This window comes from Trinickia diaoshuihuensis, from assembly GCF_003390925.1.
GTDB classification, from domain to species: Bacteria; Pseudomonadota; Gammaproteobacteria; order Burkholderiales; family Burkholderiaceae; genus Trinickia; species Trinickia diaoshuihuensis.
This window is the reverse complement of record NZ_QUBS01000074.1, coordinates 1-24,679: the sequence shown is the minus strand read 5'-3', so window position 1 is coordinate 24,679 and position 24,679 is coordinate 1. Positions and strand designations below refer to the sequence as shown.

The following is a 24,679-nucleotide window of genomic DNA, read 5'->3' as shown; positions in this document are numbered from 1 at the left end:
TGAACCGAACCTACGATCAATCGCGCAACGAGCGTGCCATCTCCCGAGCCAATGAAAGCCTATAGTTCCCCGCGAGCGCGCAGCGCCGCAATGCGGTCGGCGGTACGGCAAGCAATGGCTTGTATCGTCAGCGAGGGATTGACCCCGCCCACCGTCGGGAAGACGGACCCGTCGCAGACCCACAGATTCGGAATGTCCCAGCTACGGCAATCGGCATTGACGACGCTCGTGCGCGGATCGTCTCCCATCCGGGCGGTGCCGTTCAAATGGCACGTATCGTCTTCTTGGCGCCATACATCCCTTGCACCCGCCGCCTCCAGCGCCGTGCTCATGAAATCGAGCGCGTGCTCGACGAGCCGCTTGTCGTTGTCGCAGGGCGAATACGTGACGCGCGCGATGGGCAGGCCGTAGGCATCTTTCTCGTCGGCGAGCGTGACGCGATTCATCTCCTGCGGCAGCGATTCGCCGACGATTTTCAACCCCGCTTGGTGGTTGTACTTTTCCATTTCGTCGTGCAACGCATCGCCCCAAAGCCCGCGGCCCGTTTGCACGGCAGCCCACGCGTTAGGCAACGGGCCTTGGCTCATGTAACAGTAGCCGCCATGAAAATCCTTGCCCTCGTCTGTATAGTTCCAATGCTCCGTCATCGCGAGCGAGGGCGGCCCCTTGTACCATCGAACCTCCTCGTCCATCGTTCCCCACACGGCCTGATTGGCCTGGGCCATCAAGTTTTTACCGACGAGGCCCGACCGATTCGCGAGTCCCTCGGGGAAGCGCGGGGTGGCCGACATGAGCAGCAAGCGCGGCGTCTCGATCGCATATCCCGCCACGACGACGTGGCGCGCTCGCTGAAATTGCCAACGTCCTTCGCGGAAATATTCGACTCCTATCACGCGGTCGTTATCGTCGACGGCGATGCGCCCCACCATGGACAAATCGCGAATCTCTGCTCCGGCTTTTACCGCGCGCGGGATCCAGGTGACGAGCGCGCTCTGCTTGGCGTTCGTTGCGCAACCGGACACACAGAAGCCGCGGTAGACGCAAGGATGCGCTTTGCCGCGAGGCGCTGAAATCGTGGCGAGCGGCGTGGGACACCAGGGGATACCGAGCGCTTCGCAGCCGCGCGCCAGCACGAGCGCCGCGGCATTCAACTCGTGAGCCCGGTATGGATAACGAGGACGGTGCGGGCCCCAAGGGTAGTTGACAGGCCCCGAGATCTTGAGGGCATCTTCGACGTATGCGTAGTAGCGCCACATCTCGCGCCAATCGATCGGCCAGTCGGCTCCATAGCCGAGCGTGGAACGCGACTTGAACCACTCGGGCCGAAACCGCAGCGACACCATCGCGAAATGGACGGTGCTGCCGCCCACTGCCTTCCCGCTGTTATTGCTGCCGAGTTTGAGCGGTTGCGCGCCGTCGCAGATCCGTTCGTCGGTCCAGTAAAGCTTCGCTTGATGCGCTTCGTCGGAGGCGAATTCCTCGAGCGGCCTCCACCAAGCGCCCGCATCGAACGCGACGACACGGAAGCCGTGTTCCGCCAAGCGGCAGGCCAACGTGCCGCCGCCCGCGCCCGTGCCGACGATCGCAAAATCGATAGGCTCGTCTTGCGGATATTCGCGCATCGGCACCCACCCGCCTACCGTGAAGACGTCGGGTGCCCGTCCGTTTTTGCCGCGGGGCGTTTGGAAAGCATCATCGCGCACGGCGATTCTCCTCGAGCGCGCGCGCTTCGTTTCCGGGCGTCGCTTCCGCCGCCTCCCATGGATCGCGGCGATTCGCCTGCATCCGTACGTAGCCGCGCGGATTGGCGGGACCGCCGAAGCCGATCTCGTTCCACGATCGCGGATGCGAGTAATAGGCATTGGAGACGTCATGCAATGCGCGCAGTTTGAAAAAGACGCCGCAGGGCATGCCTTCCCAAGACGCATCCTTCAGTTCGCCTCGCTGCATTTTCGTGACCAGTTCGCGTTGGCGGATCTCGTCGATATCCGCGAAGCCGGCCCCGTAGGCGAGGCGGCTTTCGGCGTCGAGCGCGGCGAGGCCGATGCGCCAAGCCTCCCGAAGCGGCGGCATACGCGCATCGCGATAACCCTCGCGTTCGTCCTTGGCCAGCTTTGCGTCCACGAACGCGGCGACGGGCACCAACGGTTCGCGCCAACGAGGTATTCCGCCCTGAGCGCGGGTGTCGTCGCGCCGATACGCGCGGGGCACGAGCACGGCGCACAACGCGGATAACGTCCGCCATTGAACGTCGTTGCAATAACGCGGCACGTTCCGTGTGGCGAGACGTTCGTCGATGACGGTGCGAGTGACTTCGTCCCATGATGGCGTATCGCGCTTGAGCAGGACGTCGTAACCGGGATAGCGTGATGCGTTCGATTGGCTCATCGTTCGGTATCTCGTAGACGCAACGCCGCGAGGCCGGCTGTTGCAAGTGCGGTGAAGCTGGGCGGCGCGGGAAGCGGCGGCCCATTGAGCACGTTTTGCGACCAATTGCGCCAGCCGCCGCGTTGACGCGCCACGCCGCGCGCGTGAAACGCCACGCCGATCGCGCCGAGCATGGCGGTCGCGCGCAGCCAGACGCGCGTCCACCAATTGGCCCGTGGCGGGGCGAGGGCGGCACGCGCGAGCAACGCGGCGGCGGTCGGCGGAATCACCAAGGGAGCGTACATCGCGCGATGCTGGAAGGCGCCGCGGAAGTGAAGCAAAGCGACTTCGCCGATCGTGCCGGCCATGCCGACGGCCGCCAATACGGCGAGTGCCTGTCCCGCGGGCATGCCCAATAGCCTCGGATCGTGACCGGGCTCGTCGCGCAGCCGCTCTCCGACGGCGCCGAGCGCGCCCGACAGCAGCAGTGCAACGGGCGCACCGAGCGGCGCGCCGTAGAACAAGTTGTGCCAACTGAATCCGCCCGGCCGCTTGGTCACGTTGTAGAGGTGAAAGCCCGTTCCGGCGATACCCACGCCGGCAGCGGCCAGATAGATGGCATTGCGGATGGGATGGCGACTGCCGACGTGATCGGTGCCCCCATGCACCCCGGCGGCGAGCGAGAGCGTGCCGACGACGAGCGGCGTGTACATCGCACGGTTTTCGAACGAGCCGCGATAGTGTTCGATCGCGGAATCCGCGAGGGCCGACCAGGCGAGCAACGCGGAACTCCGATTGAATGCGCGCGCGGCATGAATATGCGCGTCGATTGGCGGTGCGTTAGCGAGTAGGCGCAGCGCTCGCGTGGGTAGCGCGCCCGGCGCGGGGCCGCGCATGGCAGCGGATTTCATCACGGTTGCCGCCACGGCGGCGCCGGCGGCGACCCCTAATGCCGAGACGAGAGCGCTGGCCATGCGATTCATCGATATTTGCCTCCGTTCATAGGGCGAAACGCGCGGCGTCGGCTCGCTTGAACTCCAAGCCGCAACCGGGGCGCGAAAGATCCGGTGCAATCGTGCCGTGGTCGGGCTTCGGCGCACCGTCGAAGAGCATCGACTCGATGCGGACATGATCGTGAAACCACTCGATATGGCGCAGGCAAGGCGCGGCGGCGGCCAAGTGGCGGTGCAAGGCGGGCGCGCAGTGCGCCGACAAAGGCATATGCCACGCATCGCAGAGCTGCGCGGCTTGCATGAAACCCGTCACGCCGCCGCAGCGCGTGGCGTCGGCTTGCAAAACGTCGAGCGCTTGCGCGTCGAGCAAACGGCGAAAGTCGTCGCTCGTATAGGCGTACTCGCCGGCGGCGATATCCATCGTGGCCGGCGCCGCATCGCGCACGCGTCGCATCCCGTCGAGGTCATCGGACGAAACGGGCTCCTCGAACCATGCCACGCCGTGTTCGGCGAATCGCTCGGCGCACCGCAGCGCGCCGTTCACGGTCAGCGCGCCATTCGCGTCGACGAACAAGGCGGCGTCGCCGATCGCCTCGCGTGCCGCCGCGACGCGTTGCGGATCGTGCTCGGGGTGCGAGCCGACCTTCATCTTCACCGCGCGACAGCCGTCCTCGTTCACCCAGCGCGCCAGTTGTTCGCGCAGCCGCATGTCGTCGTAACTCGTGAAGCCGCCGCTGCCATAGATCTGCACGCGCTCGCGCGCCATGCCGCCGAGCAGTTGCACGAGCGGCGCGTCGAGCAGCCGCGCGTTCAAGTCCCACAGCGCGAAGTCCAACGCCGAAATCGCGGTAGCCGCCAGTCCCGAGCGGCCGATGTTCCGCACGCGCCGCCATAACTGCTGTGTCAATGCGCGGATGCGACCGGCGTGCCGATGCAACAGCACGTCGGAGAGCGTGTCGCGAATCAGGGCGACGGCGCTGGCATCCGTGTAGGTGTAGCCGAGCCCCACGCGCCCACCTGCCTCGATCTCGACGACGACGAGCGTTGTCGAATTCCATTCGAACGTGCCGTCCGCCTCGGGTGCATCCGTTGGGATTTTGTAGGCATGGGCGTGCACGCTAGCGATCGGCGTGGCGTCGAGCGTGTCGCTCAAAACCGGCGGGGAAGTGCCGAGGCGGGCCTCGGCATGGTTCGAAGGATGGTCCGACGCAGACCTCATCGTCATGCGAGTCCTATTGGATCGAATAGGAAGGAGCGAGCGACGATCCGCATGGGTCGTTCCTCGCGGTACCGTTTGCTGCGGATCATCGAGCAAGCGTTATGCCGCGCTCTCCCATCCCCCGCCTAGCGCCTTGTATAGCGCGACGAGATCGGTGGCGACCTGCGTTTGCGCTTGTACGAATTGGGCCTGCACTTGCGACAGTTGCTGCTGCGCATCGAGTACCGTCAAAAAGCTGACGAATCCTTTCGCATAGCGTTCCTTGGCGAGATCGAATGCGCTGCGCTGCGTATCGACGGCCGTTGCGAGCGCATCGCGGTGCGTGAGGTCGCTGCGATAAACGGCGAGCGCGTTATCGACGTCGCGCAGGGCGACGAGCACGGCGCGGCGATAGGCGAGCGCGGCCTCGGCCTGGCGCGCGTCGGCCATATGCAAGTTGGCCACGAGTGCGCCGCCTTCGAAGATCGGCAATGAAACGGCCGGGCCGAAGGAATAGAACAGATGCGACCAGCGAGCCAAATCCGATGCGTTCGTCGCGCGCGTGCCGATCTGGCCCGTCAGCGTAATGTCGGGATAAAACTGCGCCACGGCTACCCCCACGGTTGCCGTCGCGGCATGCAATTGCGCCTCGGCCTGACGGATATCGGGGCGGCGCCGTGCGAGCGTGGACGGCAGCCCAATGGCGACGCGAGGCGGCAATTCCGGCAACGGCGCATGCTGCATCAACTGTGCGTCGAGCGCACCGGGTTCCGCACCGATCAGTAATGCCAACCCGTTCGCCGCTTGGGCGATTTGCCCATCGAACGGCGCAATGTTCGCTTCGGCCTGCGCGAGCGCCGCCGCGGCTTGCTTCACATCGAGCGTGCTCGCCAGCCCGACGGCAGCCTGGCTCTTGGTCAACGCCAGCGTGTCGCGCGCGTCGTTCGCGAGACGCTCGGCAATGTCGCGCGACGCCTGCGCCCCGCGCAATTGCAGGTACGTTTGCGCCACCTCCGCCTCGAGCGAGAGCAACGCGTCGTTGCGGCTTTCGCGAGCGGCATCGACGTCGGCCGACGCCGCTTCCACCGAGCGGCGCACGCGGCCGAACAAATCGAGCTCCCACGAGGCGTCGAATCCCGCTTGCCACAAGTTGATCGGCGAGGTGAGTTGCCCGAGCGTATCGTTCGCTCGCTGCTGCAACACGGGCCCCGAGCCGGGGGCGATGGCGTTGAGCGGAGAATCGGGCGCGCCCAATCGATCGACGCCGCTATACACGCCGTTCGATTGCAGCAACCCTTTGAGGCCGAGTTGTTCGCGTTGATAACTGGCGGTCGCGCGAAGATTCGGCAACCCTTGCGCCGCCGTCGATTGCATTTGCGTTCGGGCCTCGACGATACGCAGCACCGCCTGTTTCAGATCGAGATTGCCCGCGCGCGCTTGATCGATCAGCGCGTCGAGCGTGCTGTCGTGAAAGCTGCGCCACCAACGCGGATCGGGATCGCTATCGACGACCATGGCCGGTCCTTCGGACGCATGCGCCGCGCTCGCGCCGCCGGAAACTCGTGCCGGGTCTGGTGCGAGCGCGTGCCAGTTCGACGGCAGATGGGCCTGGGGCGGATGATAGTCGGGGCCGACGCTGCATCCGGCCGCCGAGGATGCGAGCAAGCAGGCGATGAGCCGTGCGGGTACCCCGGCACGGTTCGAAGTGAACTTAGACCTTCCCATCTCAATGCCCTCCCGCGCCGCCGGCCGCCTTCACCGGGGAGAAGAAGAACATCAGCGGTACGCATAAGGCGCACATGATGGCCAGCATCGCGAAGACATCGATATAGGCGAGGATGGCGGCCTGCGAAACGAAGGTCTGATACATGAGTCCGTTCGCCGTCTGCAGCGCTTGGGCGTGCGGCTGACCCATCAGCGACGAGATCGTGGCCGCGCGCTCGTTCAGCGCGTCGGTAAAGTTCTGCGAGAGCGGTGTCATATGGGACGCCAAATGCGCCATGCGCGCTTGTGCGCGTTCCTGAACGAGCGCCGTCGAAACGGAAATGCCGATCGAACCCGCGACGTTGCGGAACATCGTGAACAGCGCCGACGCATCGTTGTTGAGCTCGCGCGGTACGCTGAGGTAGGCGAGCGCCGTGGTCGGCACGAATAGGAAACCGATGGCGATCGATTGCGCGCTGCGCATCAGCGTCAAAGTCTTATAGTCGACGTTGGGCGTGAGCCAATGCGCGTAAGCCAGCGCGGCCGCGAGGAGGGCGAAGCCGAGGCCGATGAAGAACCGCGTCTCGATGTGCGGCATGAGCTTGCTGATGATCGGGATTTCGAGCGTGATCAGCAGCGCCCCGGGCGACAAAACGAGCCCGGCCAGCGTGGCCGTGTAGCCGAGCCGCTGTTGCGCGAGTTGGGGAATCAAGACCGAACTGCCATACAAGACCATGGCGAATGCGGCCATTGCGATGCAGCCCAGCGCGAAATTGCGGTCTTTCAATGGACCGAGACTCACGACCGGTTTGCGCGCGTAAGCCAACCAGACGGCGGCGCCCACGAGCCCCACCACGGCGAGCGCTGCGAATATCTGAATGAAACGCGAGGAGAACCAGTCCTCGTCTTCGCCGCGATCGAGCATGACTTGCAGGCAGCCTAGACCGATGGCGAGCAGGCCGATGCCGATGTAGTCGATGGAGAGCTTTTCGTTCGTGGTGCCGGCCCAGGGCGGATCGTCGACGAGTTGTTGAACGCCGAGCGTCGTGATGATGCCGAATGGAACGTTCAGCAAAAATACCCAGCGCCACGAAAAATGATCGGTGATCCATCCGCCGAGCGTAGGCCCGAGCACGGGCGCGACGACGATCGCGATCGCCGAGATCGAGAATGCGCGCGAGCGCTGGGCGGGCGGAAACGTGTCGAGGATGATCGATTGCTGGTTCGGTTGCAGCCCCCCGCCGAAAAAGCCTTGGGCCACGCGAAAGACGATGAGCTCGCCGAGATTGGTCGCGATGCCGCACAGGAACGAGCAGACCGTGAAAGCGGCGATACAAAGCAGGAAATAGCGTTTGCGCCCGAGCATCCGCGCAAAAAACGCGGAGATCGGCAGGACGATCCCGTTCGCGACGAGATAGGAGGTGAGCGTCCATGTCGCCTGATCGTAACTGGCCGACATCGTGCCCGCGATGTGGGGCAGCGCGACGTTGACGATGGTCGTATCGAGCACTTCCATGAACGCGGCCAAGGTCACGACGATCGCGATCAGCCAGGGATTCGCTTTGGGTTGCCAGTTTTGGTTGGGCATGGCTCGATCGGGGGGCGCGTTACTTGAGATAGACGGTCGGTTCGACAGAGAGGCCCAGCGGCAACGGATGATCGGCCGGCATCCCGCTGTCGATGACGATCTTAACGGGTACGCGTTGCACGATCTTCACGAAATTGCCGGTCGCGTTTTCGGCGGGGAATGCCGAGAAGCGCGAACCGCTGCCTTGCTGAATGCTGTCGACGTGGCCATGCAATTTAAGGCTCGGGTAAGCATCGACATCGATGGATACCTTATCGCCTGGGCGCATTTGATCGAGCTGCGACTCCTTGTAATTGGCGACGACCCAAATCTGCGGCGTGACGATTGAAAAAAGCGATGCACCCGGTTGTAAGTATGTGCCCAATTGCACGTTGCGGCGCGTGATCCATCCGTCGGACGGCGCACGCACTTCGCACCACGCGAGGTTCAATTGCGCCTGTTCGAGTTGGGCGCGCGCTTGATCGACCTGCTGCCGGCGCTCTTGCACGGCTGCCAGCGCTTGCCGGATTTGCTGCGAGACGAGCGCGGCCGTGGCAAGCTGAGCCTGCGCCTGCTTGACCGAGGCGCGCGCGGATGCCGCCCGCGCGTCGGCCGCATCGATGTTCTGCTGCGAGGTGGCTCGGATATCGACGTTGTGTTCCCGGTTATATGCGGCTTGCGCTTGCCGAAGATCGGCGCGGGCCGAATCCGTTTGGGCCTGTGCCTGCCGGTATTCGGCGGGATAGCGGACGCGCGCGATATCGAGTTGCACTTGAGCCGATTGCAATTGCGCAATGGCGAGACCGAGTTGAGCCTGCGCCTCGTGTACTTGGGCCGCGTATTCGCGCGGGTCGATTTGGACGAGCAATTGCCCCTTATGGACGTAGACGTTGTCGTTGACCGCAAGATTGACCACGTATCCGGCCACTTTCGGCGCGATTGCCACGGCATTGCCGTCCGTATAGGCGTCGTCGGTGCTTTCTTGATTGCGCGTCATGAACCACCAGACAAAAGCGACGATCGCAAGCAATAGGACGACGACCGCCAATATGATCAGCGGCTTTTTGCTGCGCGACTTGTGACCGTTCTGATCGTTTTCGCCGTGCTTCGCGTCGTCTTTGCCGTCATTTCGATCATTGCTTTGCTTCTCGCTGGTTGCTTGATTGCCGCCGTCATGCGCGCGAGCGGCGCGCGAATCGTCGCGCTTGGATTCGTCGGTTTCGGACATGGGAGGGTCGCCAACTCGGAACTCCCCGACCGTACGCAATGAGCGTTCCTGTCAATTAGACGCCGGCTACGAATCGAATCGATTCCTTGCAGCGCCGACAGGTTGATGACGAGATGTAAACCGAATCGATCGAGGTAGCCGCTTGGCATGGGCTTTGCGCCGACATGCTCGTTCCACGCAAAAGGGGAGGGCAAGTCATGTCAACCGGAAACGGCAATACCAGTCGCGAACCCAGTCACGAGGAAAAGCGCATCGATCATGGCGTGGACGAGACGTTTCCCGCCAGCGATCCGCCCGCGGTCGGCGGCGCGACGCGAATCGATCCGAAGCAAACGCCGAAGCCGGGAGAGGGCGGCGCGAGCGAAGACGGCGGCGGCAGCGACGATTCTCCGGGGAAGGGCAGCGCGAGCGGCAAGGCCAATCCAACCGGAGATAGCGACAACGGGATGAGCGGTATCGCGGGATGAGCGCGCGATAAATGAGCGCCGCACCGCTTCAGTATCTGCTGCATGCGGCCGGCCCCGCATCCGCGCCGACCTATCGGCTCGGATGGGTGTTGATCGCGCTCGTAATGGCCGTCATCGTCATCATCGCCGCGCTCCTGATCGGCGCAATGACCCGCCGTCGCACACCGCCGCCCGCCGGTACGTCCGCTTCGCTGCCGCCCGATGCGGGCGGCTTGAATTGGATCGTCATCGGTACGGGGGTATCGAGCGTCGCGCTATTCGGCGCGCTCGTCTACGCGATGGCGACGCTCGACTCCGTGGCGGCCCCGCCGCGAGAGACCGGGCTGACGATCGAGGTGACGGCCTACGATTGGTGGTGGAAGGTCGATTATCCCGACGCCATCGATCCGTCGCGCTCGTTCGTCACCGCCAACGAGATTCACATTCCGGTCGGCGTTCCCGTACGAGTCGAATTGCGGAGCGCCGATGTCATTCATACGTTTTGGGCCCCGAGGCTCGCGGGCAAAACCGAGATGATCCCCGGACAAACGAACGTTCAATGGATCGAGGCCGATACGCCCGGAATTTATCGCGGTCAATGCTCGCAGTTTTGCGGTTCGCAGCACGCGCATATGGCATTCGAAGTCGTTGCCGAGCCGCAGGCTCGATTCGATGCATGGCGCGATGCGCAGCTTCGCGTCGCGCAACCGGTGAATTCGCCCGACGTCCGCACGGGCCAGCGCGTGTTCGCCGATCGGTGCGCGGGATGTCATTCGGTGCGCGGCACGCCGGCCGACGGCATGCAGGCGCCCGATCTCACGCACTTGGCTTCGCGCCGCTTGATCGCGGCGGGCCAAATGACGAACACCGCCGAGCATCGGCTCGATTGGATCGAGCACGCGCAGCGCATCAAGCCCGACTCCCTGATGCCGTCGATTGCGCTGTCGGCCGCCGATGCGGCCGCGCTCGACGCCTACCTCTCCACCTTGCATTGAGCCACGAGACATGTCGCGCACGCCTATCTCCGCATTGCCCGGCGATCCGCCGGGAACGGTTCGCCTCGAACGGCCTCTGCGGCGCGGCGTGCTGGACGAACGAGGCAAGGCGCGGCTGCTCGAGATGTGGGAGACGCGCCCCGGTTGGCGAGGCTGGCTTTCCACCGTCGATCATAAGACGATCGGTTTGCGCTACCTCGTGACGGCGTTTTTGTTTCTCGTGCTCGGCGGTGTCGAGGCGCTGATCATGCGCGTTCAACTCGCTCGACCCAATGCGCACGTGCTGACGCCGGAACAATACGATCAACTGTTCACGATGCACGGCGTGACGATGATTTTTCTTTACGCGCTGCCCGTGCTGTCGGGTTTTTCGAACTACCTTTGGCCGCTCGTGCTGGGCGGGCGCGACATGGCGTTTCCACGGCTCAACGCGTTGTCGTACTGGGTCTTTTTATTCGCCGGTATTTTTCTATATGCGAGTTTTCCGCTCGGTCAAGGCGCCGACGCCGGCTGGTTCAATTACGTTCCGCTCTCCAGCCTCACCTACGATCCCGGGCCGAACATCGATGTCTACGCGCTCGGAATGATTTTGCTCGGCGTGTCGACCTCGGTCGGCGCGGCGAACTTCGTCGTGACGCTCTTGCGGATGCGCGCACCCGGCATGTCGATCGATCGCATTCCGGTGCTGGTCTGGGGCACTCTCACGATCTCCGTCGGCAATCTATTCGCGGTGCCCTCGGTGAGCCTGGCCTTTCTGCTGTTGTGGCTCGACCGGCGAATCGGCACGCACTTTTTCGATGTGACGGGCGGGGGCGGGCGGGCCTTGCTTTGGCAGCATTTGTTCTGGGTCTTCGCGCATCCTTGGGTCTATGTCGTCGTGCTGCCGGCGATGGGCATCGTTTCCGATGCGCTGCCGGTGTTCTGCCGGCGCCCGCTCGTCGGTTACGGCCCCGTTGCGATTTCGACCGTGGCGACGATGGTGATCGGCTTCGTCGTCTGGATTCATCATATGTTCGCGACGGGTATCCCGCCGCTCGCCCTGGCGTTCTTCGGTTCGGCCAGCATGATCATCTCGATCCCGAGCGCGGTCGCGACCTTCGCCTGGATCGCCACGATCTGGCTAGGCCGTCCGGTGTGGCGCGTCCCGTTCTTCTTTTTCGCGGGTTTCGTGCTGCTGTTCGTGATCGGCGGCGTATCGGGCGTGATGACGGCGGCCGTGCCGCTCGACTGGCAATTGACCGATACCTACTTCGTCGTCGCGCATCTGCATTACGTGCTGATCGGCATCAACGTTTTTCCCGTCGTGGGCGGCACGTATTTCTGGTTTCCGAAATTCACGGGCCGCATGATGAGCGAACGGGTCGGCAAGATCGCATTCTGGTTGATGTTCGTCGGCTTCAATCTCGGTTTCTTTCCGATGCATATCGCGGGGCTGCTGGGCATGCCGCGCAGAATCTATACGTACGCCTCCGACATGGGATGGAATTCGGTGAACATGCTCTCGTCGATCGGCTCGTTCGTATTCGCTCTCGGGATTCTCGTTTTCCTCGCCGACATCCTGTATAGCTTGAAGCGCGGCCCCGTCGCGGGGAACAATCCTTGGGATGCGCCTTCGCTCGAATGGTCCGTCTCCTCGCCGCCCCCGCCGTACAACTTCGCCGTGCTGCCGATCGTTGCGAGCCGTCATCCTCTATGGGAAGCGCGCATGCAAGAGGAAGCGGACAAGCCCGCCGCCGCTCGCTCGCATCTCGATGAGGGCTATCTGCTCACGCAAGGGCGCGAGGCGTTGGGGACGACGGCGCTGAGCGGCAAGCCCCACGTCATTCTGAAGATGCCGGAGGATTCGTACGCGCCGTTCTTCTTGGCTTTGTTTTCGGCCCTGCTGTTCGCCGCGCTTGGGATGCGATGGTGGGGGGCGTCCTTGGCGATGACGCTGGCATGCGGCCTCGCGATCGCGGTTTGGCTATGGCCCCGGCGCGCATTGATCCAGCGCGAACCGCAGCCGGTCGAGGAGGCGTGAGATGAGCGACGACGCTCAAGCCGTCCTGCTGCATCCCGCCGAGACGTTGCCCGTCGGCAGCGCGGGCGAGCGCGCGAGCGGCATGCTCGGCTGCATCATGCTGATCGCGACCGAAGCTTCGTTATTCGGCTACCTGATCTTTGCGTATTTGTATCTGGCCGTGCAGCAAACGGCGCACTGGCCGCCGGAAGGGCTGCCTAGACTCGGGCTGTCCTCGGTCAACACGGCGATTCTCCTCTCCAGCAGCGTGTTCGCCTGGTTATGCGAACGCTTCGTGCGGCGCCGGCGCAAGCGCTGGGCGAGCGCGTCGATGGCGGTTGCCGTCGTGCTCGGCATCGTCTTCGTCGGCATTCAACTGCACGAGTGGCACGACCATCCGTACGGCCCGACCTCGCATTTGTACGGATCGCTCTATTTCACGATCACGGCTTTCCATTTGGCGCACGTGCTCGTCGGTATCGTCGTCCTCGTGCTTCTAGGCTGCTGGACGGCGCTCGGCTATTTCGACGAACGCCGTCATGCCGCGCTCACGATCGGCAGCCTTTATTGGCACTTCGTCGACGTGGTGTGGCTGTTCATTTTCACGACGCTTTATTTGACGCCCTATTGGTTCTAGCGAAATGCAAGCGGATCGCGCGGGCCACGACGGGCCCATTTCGGTACTGGCGCTGACGGCCGGCGTGTTGGCGACGCCGGCGGCCTGGCTGATTCAAATTTGCGCGGGCGAGACGGTGATTGCCTACACGTGTTTTCCTCACAACGTGCCGTTGCGTATTCCCCTGGCCCCGGCCATCGGCTGGAGCGTGGCCGGGATGAGCGGCCTGATGCTGTTCGTCGGCGTCTTCGGTACGTGGCTCGCTTGGCGCAATTGGCGGCGGCTCACGCGGGCGCGGCGAAGCCAAACGCCCGAAGCGACCGATACGAGGGTGGAAGGCGAGGCGTTCGTGGCGCGAATGGGGCTGATGGCCAGCGTGCTGTTTCTGTTCGCGCTCGTTGCAACCGATATCGCCACCGGGCTCGTTTCGGCATGTACCTGACGCCACGAACCATGAAGAGGGGACTATGGCTTTCGGCTTGAGCGTTCGTGCGCTCGGACGCGGCTTCGCATGGTACGCCGTGGCATGCGCGTTGGCCTTTGCGCCGGCGTGCCGCGCGAGCGATGCGGCCGGCGCCGCGGACTCGGCGCTCATCGCGAAGGGGGCATATCTCGCCAAGCTGGGCGACTGCGCGGGCTGCCATACGAACGCGCCGACGGGCCAGCCGCCCAAACCTTCGCCGGCTTTCGCGGGCGGCCTGCCGATGGGTTCGCCCTTCGGCACCATTTGGACGAGCAACATCACGCCGGATCCTGTCTATGGGATCGGCCGTTTCAGTTACGAAGACTTCGAACGCGCCGTGCGCGACGGCATCGCGCCGGGCGGTAAGCATCTGTATCCGGCCATGCCGTTTCCGTCGCTCTCGAAGATCAGCGACGACGATATGCACGCGCTCTACGCCTATTTCATGCATGGGGTGAAGCCGGTTGCCGCGGCGGTACCGAAAACGAAGTTGCCGTTTCCCTTCAATCAGCGCTGGGGCTTGGCGGTCTGGGCCGAACTGTTCGCGCCGCATGAGCGCTTTTCGCCACGCACCGATCGAAGCGTCGAGTGGAACCGAGGTGCGTATCTCGTGCAGGGGCTGGGCCACTGCGGGGCGTGTCACACGCCACGAGGCCCTGCCTACGAGGAAAGAGGACTCAGCGACGGCGACCGGCGCTACTTGACGGGCGGCACCAACGACAACTGGTTTGCGCCGAATCTCACGGGCGATCCCGATTCGGGGCTCGGCGGAGTATCGGCCGAGGATATCGCCGCCTTCCTGAAGCACGGTCACGGCGCATCGCTGACCGCGTTCGGCAGCATGGTCGAAGTCGTCGAGGACAGCGGCCAATACATGACCGACGACGACCTCCACGCGATCGCCACCTACTTGAAATCGCTGCCGCCCCGGCAAGCGAGCGGGCACGTGGAGGCCGACCCGGCGCGGGGCAATGCGACCGTCAACGTCCTGCGCACCGGCTCGATCGAATATCCGGGCGCGGGCCTCTACAACGCGTTCTGCGCGCGTTGCCATCATGCCGACGGCCGTGGCGAGCCCGGCAAATACCCGCGGCTTGCGGGCAATCCGGTCGTCGTCGCGCCGCAGGCGACCTCGCTGATTCGTTTGCTGATCGACGGCGGCCGAAGTCCCGAAACCAACGATGGACCCAAGCCCCAGCGTATGCCTTCGTTTCTCGGCAAGCTAAACGATACGGAGATGGCGCGCGTGCTGACGTTCGTCCGCAATGCGTGGGGCAACGAGGCGCAGCCCGTCGCGCCACGCGAGGTCGAAAAGTTGCGCGAAAAGCTGCGGCGTTAAGGCATGCGCATTGCGAGTGATACGACTCCTGCGCCGACTATCGAGCGGCGTGCCCCGGGCCGCAATGGCCGTTGTATTTTAAGGAGGTGATTCCATGAAATTATGCATCGCGCATCGGACACTGATCGCATCGGCCCTCGTCGCCGCCCTCGGTTTGTCGACGGCCCCTTCGTTCGCGCAGTCGGGCGGCAATTCGAACGGACCGGGAACGCCGGGCGCGCAGCAACCGCCGGGAAGCGAGGGCGCCAACGGTTCGGCCGGCGCATCGACGAACACTCCCGGCATGACGGCGTCACCGTCGACGGACGACGCCTCGGGCAGCGATGCGACCCAGACGAAGCACAAGCATAAGAAGCATCACCATCGCCATCATCGCGGCGCGACCGCGGCAAGCAATCCGGAAGCGGCTTCTTCGACGAAGCCCTGACCGGCGATGCGCTAAAGGCGCGGCGGCCGCTCACCCGGGGCGGCCGCTGCGTTTTAAAGCCGTACGGCGAACTTCACGACGCGTTTCGCGACGAATCGGCTACAGCTTGACGCCGCCCGCTTCGGGCGCGTCCGGATCAAGGTCGTCGCGCGCGGCATCGTAATCGGACTCGTACTCGTCGTCAGCGCCTAGGCTGCGCCAATACGGCTCGCGCCCGTAGTATTGGTGCACGGAGGTCGCCCACGTGGCGTCCGCCATCGAAGGCCAGTGCTGCTTGTCGAACCCGGGTGCATTCTTGATGAGTTCGGACGAGAGCGACACCAGGAAGCATTTACGCGTCGTGTCCAGCGTCAGTGCATTCCAGGGGATGGCGAGCAGCTTGTCGCCGATGCCCAAAAAGCCGCCGCTCGACATAACGACATAGGCGATGCGGCCCGCTTGAACGTCGAGCATGATCTCCTTGACCTTGCCGACTTCCTCGCCGTCCGTGCTGAGAATCTTGTCGCCGTCCAATGTGCTTGCGGCCATGACGTCCGGACCTGGGCCCGACGCCGTTTCGGTACCCTTGCCGACGATGCGTGCGCCTTGCGGGGTCCCCGTGGTCGAGGTGCTGTGGGTGCGCATAGCGTATCTCCTTTCGAATACGGTTGAGCGTTGGCGGCGGTGGCGGTTGAACCCTTACTCCCACCTATCGCCGCGCTTAACAGCGACTTATGGGCAAGCAACGGCCGTTCCACGCGCATGCGTTGCCCTCGGCCGCCTAGCCGCTCTTGCCGCTGTTGTCCATGCCGGCTCCGCTGCGCCACACCGCCTTGCCGGCTTCCGATAGTTCGCCGCAACTGTGTGTGGCATCGGCCTGCGTGCCTTCGACGGCCATCTCGCCGCCGGGCTGTTCCAGGGAGCGCGGCTTTTCTCCCTTACGCGCGGCGATGCGCTCGTCGTGCGATTGTCCTGCGTGAACGTTCATCATCGTCCTCCTTCGAGATAAGGACTACTGGGTCTGCGGGTAACGGGCGATGTCGCATCGCCCGTGCCGGAGCGGTGCCTCGCCAAGGAGGCAAGCGTAGGCGCGGGCATTGCTCGACTTCGAGAGGTTCGATTCAAATGAGGGAGATCGACATGAGCACGCTGGATCCAGACAATTTTCCGCAAAGCGGCGAGTCCGAGACGAGCGGGCGCGAAACCGGGGCATTGGGGCCGAGCGACTCGTCCGATAGCGGCAGCGATATCGCCGGCGCGAAGCGGCACGATTTCGACAAAGACACCGAGCTCGACGAACACGCGTTGGAGCTTGGCGATGCCGAGCTTGCAAGCGACACGGACCGAGCCGGCACCGGCGAGCGCTCGTCCGCCGACGGCGATTCCACGTTGACCGAGGATGCCGACATCGAGCCCGATCATATCGAAACGCCGAACTTGCCCGACGCCGACTTAGAACCTTGAGCACAGGCGCGAGCGGGCCGCGGTTCGCGGCGCTCAGTGCGCGGCGCCGGCCTCGCTCGCGTTGCTGACGGCGGCCGGAACCGCCCGGTCGATATCGACGGCGTTCGGGTAGAGCAGCAACAACGCTCGCAAGACGCCGTTGGTCCAGCCGAACCCGTCTTGCAACGGATACTCGCCGCCTCCGGCCGCTTCGTGCCCGGCGTTGCGGCCAATATCGTATTTCTCGACGAGCTTGCCGGTGCGCGCGTAGTAATCGACGTTGGTTCGGATCCAGCGCGTCGCGATGGTACGCGCGAGCGCGCTTTCCCCATAACGCCGCAGCCCGACGACCGCAAGGTACTGCAGCGGTGCCCAACCGTTCGGTTCGTCCCACTGTTGGCCGGTGTGGACCTCGGTCGTCGCTATGCCGCCGGGCCGCAGCAAACCCCGCTTGATGGATTGCGCCACGGCGATCGCCTGTTGCCGCGACGCCACGCCCGCGAACAACGGATAGGCGGTGGCGGCCGTCAATCGGCCGTGCGATTTGCCGCGCACGAAATCGTAGTCGGCGAACGCGCCGATGCGCGGATCCCACAACCAATGGCGAATCGCTTCGGCGCGCGCCGTGGCCCGTGCGTTGAAGTTCTCCGCGCGCGAGGCGTCGCCTTGCAGCCGATAGGCCTTCGCTAGCGTCCGCTCGAGGCCGTAGAGCAAGGCGTTGAGGTCGACGGGAACGAGCGAAGTGACGTCGATCGTGGCGAGCGTACGGTCGTCGGCAAACCAGCGCGAACTGAAGTCCCATCCGGTTTCGCCACCCGCGCGCAGATCGCGCCACAGCTCGCCCGGCTCGCGCTGGGGCATCGAGCGCGCCGTGAGCACGTCCTCGCGATACGACTCGTCGCGCGGCGCGGCGCGCTCGTCCCAGTAGCGATTGAGCACGGTACCGTCGGTCAGCCGGACGACGTGACGCGTCGCCTGACCCGGCGCCAACGATGCCGCGCCGCTCATCCAGTAGTCGTACTCGGCTTTGAGTTCGGGCAAGTATTGCAGATAGATGCTCTCGCCTTCGTGCTCGGCGAGCAGCCCCACCATTTGCGAAAAAAACGGCGGCTGCGAACGGCTCAGGTAATAGGTCCGGTTGCCGTTGGGAATGTGGCCGTAACGGTCGATCAGCGCGGCGAAGTTCTTGAGCTCGTCATCGGCGAGATCGTGCCGGCCGCTGGCGACGAGGCCGAGCATAATGAAATATGAATCCCAGTAATAGACTTCGTCGAAGCGCCCGCCCGGCACCACGTAAGGCGCGGGCAGCGGCAAGAGCGACGACCAGGGGTTCGGCGCCGTGTCGGGGTCGCGGGTGAGGACATTCCAGAGCGTATCGATATGCTGCACGACCGTTTGCTTCGGATCCGACGCATAGGGGCGCGTTTCGCGTGAAGGCGTCTCGAAGTGCGCCGCGACGAACTTGCGCAAGTCGAAGCCAGTTTGCTGGCGCGCCGCATGATAGGCCGCGACGATCTTCTCGGGCGGCTCCTTCGGGATCATGTCGGCGAACGTCTTGCTGTCCGGGAACAGGCGAGCCAGTTCGACGTCGCGGTACAGATCGCCAAGGCTTTCCGACGGTGGCGCGGCGACGGAGGAGGCCGGCGCGGGTGGGCTCGCCGGAATCTCGCTTGCGGCTTGAGCAGGCTCGCCGGCCGCCACTGTTCCGATCGGCTCGAATCCCGGTTTGGCGGCACCGCAGGTTGCGGCGACAAGCAAGGCAGCGGCGAGCGCGGCACGCGCGGGGGCAAAGCGCATAGGGCTGATCCTTTCGTAATGGATATAGGTGCCGATGCCGCGCGGCCGGGGCGCGCGCCGGTGCGCCCGGCTCGCGGGATCGACGCGGGCGGCGGTGCAAGCGACATGCCGGAGCGCATACGAGCGCGCCGCGCGCGAAAAACCTCCGGCGCACGGCGCGACTCGGACCGGCTGCGAGGCGAGAGGCGTACCGGTCGGCGTGGATGGGCCGTCAGCGCGATGCAAGCCGCGCTCGGCCGTATGGTTCGATAACGTTGCCGCGGCGGCGCGCTTTACTGCAAATGCTGTCCGCCATTGATGGAGATGTTCGCGCCCGTGACGAAAGCGGCTTCTTGCGAGCAGAGGTAGGCCACGAGCGCCGCGACTTCCTCGGGTTGCCCGAGGCGGCCGACGGGGATTTCCGGCAGGATCTTCGATTGCATGATCTCATCGGGGACGGCGGTGACCATGCGCGTCGCGATAAAGCCCGGGGAGACGGTGTTGACGGTCACGCCCTTGCGCGCGACTTCGAGCGCGAGCGATTTCGTGAACCCGTGCATCCCCGCCTTGGCCGCGGCGTAGTTCGTTTGCCCGAAGCCGCCTTTGCAGCCGATGACCGACGAGATATTGACGATGCGCCCCCAGCCGCGCGCCGTCATGTCTTCGTACCACTGCTTAGTCATGTTGAAGACCGAGTCGAGGTTCGTGCGCAACACCGCGTCCCATCCCCCCTTGTCGAGCTTCTTGAAGCTCGAATCGCGCGTGATGCCCGCGTTGTTGACCAGGATGTCGATCGGGCCGATCTCGGCTTTGATCTGAGCCGCGCAGCGTTCGCACGAATCGTAGTCGGCCACGTCGACGGGATACGCTCTGAACTGCCGGCCGGACGCTTCCATTTTTGCGAGCCAGTCGTCGGCGCCGGTGTTGCTCGGCGAATAGGTGACGACGACGGCATGGCCGACATCGTGCAATCTGATGCTGATCGCTTCGCCGATGCCGCCCATGCCGCCGGTGACGAGGGCAAGTCTTTTGGTCATCTTCGATTCTCCTTCGATGCGCGTTTGACGAAGTGAAACGTAAGGCGGCGCGATGTGCCGCTCACTGCCATCTCGCCGCGTTGCGAGAACCCCCTCCCGCCCTTACCGCAGGCGCGAGCAGGCTTCGAGAATCGAGTTGCCGTTTTCGGTGATGCGCGGTCGCGGCATCCCGACTTCTTCGGCGGGTTGCTCGAGCGCGATCAAATGGCGCTCGAGCAAAGTGCTCAGCTCGGCGCGGTCGCCGATTTGGTCGGGGGCGTCCCTAACCAACATCAATGTGGCGAGTTCGTGTGGGCTCAGCATGCTGCTCTCCAATGGAACAAAGATAGTCGATCGATCTCGGGATCAGTAGTGGGACGTGGTACCGGTTGCGCCGGTCGTCCCGCATCAATTACTTCGTCGGCGAAAAGCGCTGAGTAAAACCGGAAAGAACTCCGGGCCATAAATCAAAAAAACTGGGCGATCGGAATGGCTATTCATATGACGCTATAAAACGTTTTCGAAGAATAATTTTTTCTATGGAACACGAAAGGTACTAATTACCCGCCGCAGGCACGCATCCTGCGTCGATCCGGTAATTGTTTCGAATGCCCGACTGGTTGGGTGGCACCGGGTCCTGATTCGTGGTTGGCGCAATACTAATACCGTCTTCGCCAGTTCGCAATATGGAAGAGCGGCCTTTGTCTATCGCCCCATTTGTTTTGATGGGTGGAAATGAAATCCTCCTTTTCATTGGCTTTCGGAAATGTTCGCTTACCGTTAATGCGAATCGATTTAATTCGTTCGTCACAATCGTGTGTATCCACATTTCGGGTCCCAAGGGGCGGCCGGCCCGGTATTTGCTCGCCCGCAGCTAACGGCGGCGCGGGCCAGCCGCGCCCATTCACGGAGGACCATGCCCATGCAAGAGAGCCAAGAACCGAACCGTCCTGGAGATGAAGCGCCGCCCGACGCACCGGGCGTCGGCGAGAGTCCGTGCCGCGTGTGCCGGGGAACCGGAATGGTGGAGGGGCAGCCCTGCACGATTTGCGGCGGCACGGGCCGCGTGTTGCAGGGTATCGGCGGAGGGTGAGGCGAGCCTCGCCCGCGTCGGCAATGGGCGGGCGCCGGCCGCGCCCGTGGGGTCGCGGCCGGCGCTTCGAGCCTCGGCGATACTTACTTAGTGGTGCCCGCTGCGATCGGGCGTGGTTCCGGATGCAGCGCCCGTGGTTTCGACTCGCTCCATGTTCGAATCCCAGTATGGCGAAGTGCGGTAGTAATCATGCAGCTCGCTTGCCCAGGCGACATCGGCCATGGCAGGCCAGTGATCCTTGTCGAAGCCCGGAGCGTTCTTGACGGCCTCGCTCGTCACCGAAAGCAAGAAGCACTTGCGGTCCGTGTCCAAAGTCAGAGCGCTCCACGGGATCGCCAACAGCTTGTCGCCGATGCCGAGAAAGCCGCCGCTCGACATGACGGCGTAGGCAATCCGCCCGGTGTAGACGTCCAACATGATTTCCTTGATCTTGCCGACATCCTCGCCGTCGGAACTCATGACCTTGTCGCCGTCCAGCGTGCTTGCCGCCATGACGTAGGGGCCTGGGCCTTCTGCCGTCTGACTGCCTTTGCCGACGATGCGGGTCTCGCCGCGACTGCCGATCGGATCGGGTGAAATGCTCATGATGTCCTCCTTTGATGACGGTCTATGACTGTGGGTCGACGTCGCTTCTCGCGCTCGCCCGGCGCCTACTGCACTTGCGCGATCGCCTTGGACACGGCAGCGGGGCTGTCGTAGTTCTTATCGGGAAGGCGGTCGAGCAGTTCGACGATTTCGCGGTCCGCGTGGTGGCTGCGCGCGGTCTCGGCCAGGTGCTCCCGCGTGGTCGGGTAGTCGACGCCCGCCAGTGCTTTCTGGACGGCGACCGGCGACGGTTGGCCGGGGTGTCGATGGTCTTGGGAGTGGGCCGGATGCTGGGCCATACATGCCTCCTTCGTTGCGGTTGAACACACCCGGAATCAAGCAACGAGCGTTCCTTGTATCGATGCATCCGCTGGTGGCTCGCGGCGGCTGGAGGGCCGCTGTATAGGGGTGGCGCAATAGCGGAGTAAGGCTGCGGCGCGCGCTTTCGTAAAACCTGCACCGGTGATGCAGCTATTGCAGCGGGGCCCCATGGGTATGGGCGTTGCTCGTTCCGCTTGTTCCGTTGCAACCCTCGAAGAGGACGTTTGGAATGCACTCAGACCCCGCACTCGACAAGCTTTGTATCGATACGATTCGCACGTTGTCGATGGATGCCGTGCAAAAGGCCAATTCCGGTCACGCCGGCGCGCCGATGGCGTTGGCACCGGTCGTCTATCAGCTTTGGCAACGTCATTTGCGCTACGACCCGAGCGAACCGCTTTGGCCCAATCGAGATCGCTTCGTTTTATCGGTCGGCCACGCGTCGATGCTGCTCTATTCGATCCTGCATTTGGCCGGCGTCAAAGCGGTGGACGACGCGGGATGCGCGACGCAGGCGCCGGCGGTATCGCTCGACGATATTCGCCGTTTCCGCCAACTCGACAGTAAAACGCCCGGGCATCCGGAGTACCGCATGACGACCGGCGTGGAGACGACCACGGGCCCGCTCGGACAGGGACTCGGCAATAGCGTCGGAATGGCCATCGCCTCTCGTTGGTACGCCGCGCGATATAACCGCGAAGGGTTCGACCTATTCGACTACCGCGTCTACGCATTGGCCGGGGACGGCGATTTGATGGAAGGTATCTCGCATGAAGCCGCTTCGCTAGCGGGACATTTGCGTCTGTCCAATCTCACGTGGATCTACGACAGCAACCGCGTGACGATCGAAGGGCAGACCGATCTCGCCTATAGCGACGACGTGGAGGCGCGCTTCAGAGGATATGGCTGGCATACGTTGACCGTGGAAGACGCCAACGATCTCGATGCCGTCGATGCCGCGCTGACCGATGCGGCTCGCATGACCGACGCGCCGACGCTGATCGTCGTGAAAAGCGTCATCGGCTGGGGCGCTCCGCACAAGCAGGGTACCTCGGCTGCGCATAGCGATGCGCTGGGCGAAGAGGAAGTCGCGCTGGCCAAGCGCGCTTACGGCTGGCCCGAGGAAAAGCAGTTCTATGTCCCGCCCCATGTTCACGAACGGTTCGCCGAAGGCGTCGGGGCGCGTGGCGCCCAAGCGCGGCAAGCGTGGCACGCGGCGCTCGCGCAATACGCACGGCAGTACCCGGAGCTGGCGCGCGAATTGGATCTGATCGAAACTCACGCGCTGCCCGACGGTTGGGACGCCGAGTTGCCGACGTTCGATGCCGATCCGAAGGGCGAGGCGACGCGCGCGTCGTCGGGCGAGGTCCTCAACGCGATCGCACCACGCGTGCCCTGGATTCTCGGGGGCGCCGCCGATCTCGCCCCCTCGACGAAAACCTTGCTGAAATTCGACGGCGCGGGCAGTTTCTCGGCGGACGACCGGCAAGGGCGGAATTTGCATTTCGGGGTGCGCGAGCACGCGATGGGCGCCGTCGCGAATGGACTCGCGTTGTCGAACTTAAGACCCTACACGGGCACGTTCTTGATCTTCAGCGACTACATGAAGCCGCCGCTTCGGCTTGCGGCGCTCATGGAGGTTCCGGTCGTGTTCGTCTTCACGCACGACTCCATCGGGCTCGGCGAAGACGGTCCGACCCATCAACCGGTGGAGCAGCTCGCTTCGCTTCGGGCTGTCCCGGGTCTGACGGTGCTGCGGCCGGCGGATGCCAACGAGGTGACCGAAGCCTGGCGCATGGCGCTATCGGCGCACCGGCGTCCGACCGCACTGGTGCTGTCGCGTCAACCGCTGCCGACGCTCGATCGCAAGCGCTACGCCGACGCGCAAGGGGTACGGCGCGGCGCCTACGTGCTTGCCGACCCGCCGAACGGGGAGGCTCCGGCGGTCTTGCTGCTCGCCACGGGAAGCGAGGTCCACGTATGCATGCAGGCGTACGAACGCCTAACGCAAGAAGGCGTGGCCGCGCGCGTGGTATCGATGCCGTCCTGGGACGTATTCGAACTGCAAGATCAAGCGTACAAAGACTCCGTGCTCCCTCCCGATGTCGATGCGCGCGTTGCCGTCGAGCAGGGAGCGTCGCTCGGGTGGGATCGATACGTGGGGCACAGGGGCGAGACGATCGCGATGCATACGTTCGGCGCCTCGGCGCCGATGCGCGACCTGCAAAGCAAATTCGGGTTCACGCCCGACCACGTCTATGAAGCGGCAAAACGGCAGATCGCGCGTGTGATATCGTCTTCAGGACCGCCGGGCGGAAATTGACGGTTGAACACCGACCGGGCTACCGGCGTGTTCGCCCTGAATTCTTTTTTATCGATCGGGTGCCGACGGCGAGGACACCGCGCCTAGCGTCGAGGACATGTTGCCGTCGGCGTTCGTCGCCAGGTCGCCGAGCGACACGATGCCGACCAAGTGCTTTTCGTGGTCGACCACCGGTAGCCGGCGAATCTGCTGCTCGGCCATCTTGCGCTGCACGTCTTGCACGTCGTCGTCGTCGAAGCACCAGGCGATGGGGCCGCTCGCGATGCTCTGCACGGGCGAGTTGGGGTCCATGCCGGCCGAGACCGCGCGCACGACGATATCGCGGTCGGTGACGATGCCGACGAGCTTGTGCCCGTCGCACACCGGCAACGCGCCCACGTTGAGCTCGTCCATCATTTTTGCCGCGGCTTGCATGGTGGCGTTCGGCGCCAGCGTGGCGGCGTCGCGCGTCATTACTTCGGAAACTCTCGTCATAACGACTCTCCTTCGCTGAATGCGGGCGCCGATGGGCCGGCGGATAGGTCGCGTTCGCGACCCATCGGCGACGCGCGCTACGGGTTATTGCTGCCCGTTGGGCGTTTGCCCCTCTTGCTGAGGCGAATACCCGCCCGTGCTATTGGACGGGCTTTGGTTCATATTGCGTGATTTGCTGTAGCGGCCCGAGGTCCGGCCCGATTCCGATCCGGTAGCGCCGGGGCTGCCGTAGCCGCCGCTGGAATTCGCGCCGTTCATGCCCGGCTGAACGCCCGGCTGCTCGAGCGTGTTGCCGCTCGGCGCCACGCCCGTCCCGCCGCGCGTTCCGCCGCCCGCACCGCCCGCCGCACCCGCGGTCCCGCCGCCC

General features: G+C 64.2%; 25 protein-coding genes and 1 pseudogene. 10 read left to right on the top strand and 16 right to left on the bottom strand.

The genetic code is table 11. From position 1 onward, the window contains the following. Positions 1–59 precede the first annotated feature (59 nt). The 7 genes from DXT59_RS15005 to DXT59_RS14975 all read right to left on the bottom strand — a co-directional run bounded on the left by DXT59_RS15005 (position 60) and on the right by DXT59_RS14975 (position 9,017). A complete protein-coding gene (locus tag DXT59_RS15005) occupies positions 60–1,703 on the bottom strand; it encodes a GMC family oxidoreductase (protein WP_116137687.1) in 1,644 nt (547 codons plus the stop codon). Next, positions 1,693–2,388: a gluconate 2-dehydrogenase subunit 3 family protein gene (locus DXT59_RS15000; protein ID WP_116137686.1), complete on the bottom strand. Its 696-nt coding sequence runs from the start codon at positions 2,386–2,388 to the stop codon at positions 1,693–1,695. Before DXT59_RS15000 ends, DXT59_RS15005 begins: the two co-directional genes overlap by 11 nt. Continuing rightward, the gene (locus DXT59_RS14995; RefSeq protein WP_420823392.1) at positions 2,385–3,341 is read right to left on the bottom strand and encodes a hypothetical protein; all 957 of its coding nucleotides are present in this window, start codon (positions 3,339–3,341) and stop codon (positions 2,385–2,387) included. The genes DXT59_RS15000 and DXT59_RS14995 overlap by 4 nt, the downstream gene beginning before the upstream one ends. A gap of 25 nt (positions 3,342–3,366) precedes the next feature. Continuing rightward, on the bottom strand, positions 3,367–4,539 hold the full coding sequence (locus DXT59_RS14990) for an enolase C-terminal domain-like protein (protein WP_116137716.1): 1,173 nt from the start codon (positions 4,537–4,539) through the stop codon (positions 3,367–3,369). 99 nt (positions 4,540–4,638) lie between these two features. Beyond that, positions 4,639–6,243 carry an efflux transporter outer membrane subunit gene (locus tag DXT59_RS14985; protein ID WP_116137684.1) on the bottom strand — a complete coding sequence of 535 codons (1,605 nt, stop codon included), beginning with the start codon at positions 6,241–6,243 and terminating at the stop codon, positions 4,639–4,641. Between the two features lies 1 nt (position 6,244). Next, entirely contained in the window at positions 6,245–7,810 is a 1,566-nt protein-coding gene (locus DXT59_RS14980) for a DHA2 family efflux MFS transporter permease subunit (protein WP_116137683.1), read from the bottom strand. A 19-nt stretch (positions 7,811–7,829) separates the two neighbouring features. Next, a complete protein-coding gene (locus DXT59_RS14975; protein ID WP_116137682.1) occupies positions 7,830–9,017 on the bottom strand; it encodes an HlyD family secretion protein in 1,188 nt (395 codons plus the stop codon). A 197-nt stretch (positions 9,018–9,214) separates the two neighbouring features. Between DXT59_RS14975 and DXT59_RS14970 the strand changes: the two genes are divergently transcribed. From DXT59_RS14970 to DXT59_RS14940, 7 genes are all read left to right on the top strand, one after another. After that, a complete protein-coding gene (locus DXT59_RS14970) occupies positions 9,215–9,484 on the top strand; it encodes a hypothetical protein (RefSeq protein ID WP_162878090.1) in 270 nt (89 codons plus the stop codon). A gap of 11 nt (positions 9,485–9,495) precedes the next feature. After that, positions 9,496–10,458 (top strand): cytochrome c oxidase subunit II, encoded by a 963-nt coding sequence (gene coxB, locus DXT59_RS14965; RefSeq protein ID WP_116137680.1) that lies wholly within the window; start codon positions 9,496–9,498, stop codon positions 10,456–10,458. A 10-nt stretch (positions 10,459–10,468) separates the two neighbouring features. Continuing rightward, a complete protein-coding gene (ctaD, locus tag DXT59_RS14960; protein ID WP_116137679.1) occupies positions 10,469–12,478 on the top strand; it encodes a cytochrome c oxidase subunit I in 2,010 nt (669 codons plus the stop codon). A gap of 1 nt (position 12,479) precedes the next feature. Further along, the gene (locus DXT59_RS14955; protein WP_116137678.1) at positions 12,480–13,094 is read left to right on the top strand and encodes a cytochrome c oxidase subunit 3; all 615 of its coding nucleotides are present in this window, start codon (positions 12,480–12,482) and stop codon (positions 13,092–13,094) included. 4 nt (positions 13,095–13,098) lie between these two features. Continuing rightward, positions 13,099–13,515, top strand: a complete 417-nt coding sequence (locus tag DXT59_RS14950) for a hypothetical protein (protein ID WP_116137677.1) — start codon at positions 13,099–13,101, stop codon at positions 13,513–13,515. Positions 13,516–13,540: 25 nt separating this feature from the next. Further along, the gene (locus tag DXT59_RS14945) at positions 13,541–14,875 is read left to right on the top strand and encodes a c-type cytochrome (RefSeq protein ID WP_116137676.1); all 1,335 of its coding nucleotides are present in this window, start codon (positions 13,541–13,543) and stop codon (positions 14,873–14,875) included. Positions 14,876–14,969: 94 nt separating this feature from the next. Continuing rightward, positions 14,970–15,302 (top strand): hypothetical protein, encoded by a 333-nt coding sequence (locus tag DXT59_RS14940; RefSeq protein WP_116137675.1) that lies wholly within the window; start codon positions 14,970–14,972, stop codon positions 15,300–15,302. A gap of 99 nt (positions 15,303–15,401) precedes the next feature. Here DXT59_RS14940 and DXT59_RS14935 read toward each other — a convergent pair whose 3' ends face one another. Together DXT59_RS14935 and DXT59_RS14930 are read right to left on the bottom strand one after the other, a co-directional pair. Then, positions 15,402–15,926: a PRC-barrel domain-containing protein gene (locus DXT59_RS14935; RefSeq protein ID WP_116137674.1), complete on the bottom strand. Its 525-nt coding sequence runs from the start codon at positions 15,924–15,926 to the stop codon at positions 15,402–15,404. Between the two features lie 136 nt (positions 15,927–16,062). Continuing rightward, a complete protein-coding gene (locus DXT59_RS14930) occupies positions 16,063–16,272 on the bottom strand; it encodes a hypothetical protein (RefSeq protein ID WP_116137673.1) in 210 nt (69 codons plus the stop codon). Positions 16,273–16,421: 149 nt separating this feature from the next. Here DXT59_RS14930 and DXT59_RS14925 point away from each other — a divergent pair, with 149 nt between their 5' ends. After that, complete coding sequence (locus DXT59_RS14925; protein WP_116137672.1) at positions 16,422–16,745, top strand: chemotaxis protein; 324 nt, start codon at positions 16,422–16,424, stop codon at positions 16,743–16,745. A 33-nt stretch (positions 16,746–16,778) separates the two neighbouring features. Here the strand turns inward: DXT59_RS14925 and treF are convergent, their stop codons facing one another. The 3 genes from treF to DXT59_RS14910 form a co-directional block, all read right to left on the bottom strand. Further along, entirely contained in the window at positions 16,779–18,521 is a 1,743-nt protein-coding gene (gene treF / locus DXT59_RS14920; RefSeq protein WP_116137715.1) for an alpha,alpha-trehalase TreF, read from the bottom strand. A gap of 272 nt (positions 18,522–18,793) precedes the next feature. Next, positions 18,794–19,537 carry an acetoacetyl-CoA reductase gene (phbB, locus tag DXT59_RS14915; protein WP_116137671.1) on the bottom strand — a complete coding sequence of 248 codons (744 nt, stop codon included), beginning with the start codon at positions 19,535–19,537 and terminating at the stop codon, positions 18,794–18,796. A 102-nt stretch (positions 19,538–19,639) separates the two neighbouring features. Beyond that, positions 19,640–19,840, bottom strand: a complete 201-nt coding sequence (locus DXT59_RS14910; RefSeq protein ID WP_116137670.1) for a hypothetical protein — start codon at positions 19,838–19,840, stop codon at positions 19,640–19,642. A gap of 598 nt (positions 19,841–20,438) precedes the next feature. Between DXT59_RS14910 and DXT59_RS30635 the strand changes: the two genes are divergently transcribed. Beyond that, the gene (locus tag DXT59_RS30635) at positions 20,439–20,609 is read left to right on the top strand and encodes a hypothetical protein (protein ID WP_162878091.1); all 171 of its coding nucleotides are present in this window, start codon (positions 20,439–20,441) and stop codon (positions 20,607–20,609) included. A gap of 87 nt (positions 20,610–20,696) precedes the next feature. Here DXT59_RS30635 and DXT59_RS14905 read toward each other — a convergent pair whose 3' ends face one another. Both DXT59_RS14905 and DXT59_RS14900 read right to left on the bottom strand, forming a co-directional pair. Next, positions 20,697–21,194: a PRC-barrel domain-containing protein gene (locus DXT59_RS14905; RefSeq protein WP_116137669.1), complete on the bottom strand. Its 498-nt coding sequence runs from the start codon at positions 21,192–21,194 to the stop codon at positions 20,697–20,699. A gap of 65 nt (positions 21,195–21,259) precedes the next feature. Then, complete coding sequence (locus DXT59_RS14900) at positions 21,260–21,493, bottom strand: DUF2795 domain-containing protein (protein ID WP_116137668.1); 234 nt, start codon at positions 21,491–21,493, stop codon at positions 21,260–21,262. A gap of 251 nt (positions 21,494–21,744) precedes the next feature. Here DXT59_RS14900 and tkt point away from each other — a divergent pair, with 251 nt between their 5' ends. Further along, positions 21,745–23,838, top strand: a complete 2,094-nt coding sequence (tkt, locus tag DXT59_RS14895) for a transketolase (RefSeq protein WP_116137667.1) — start codon at positions 21,745–21,747, stop codon at positions 23,836–23,838. 48 nt (positions 23,839–23,886) lie between these two features. Here tkt and DXT59_RS14890 read toward each other — a convergent pair whose 3' ends face one another. Beyond that, complete coding sequence (locus tag DXT59_RS14890) at positions 23,887–24,312, bottom strand: CBS domain-containing protein (protein ID WP_116137666.1); 426 nt, start codon at positions 24,310–24,312, stop codon at positions 23,887–23,889. Between the two features lie 84 nt (positions 24,313–24,396). Then, positions 24,397–24,679: pseudogene (locus tag DXT59_RS14885) on the bottom strand (hypothetical protein); the annotation flags it as partial.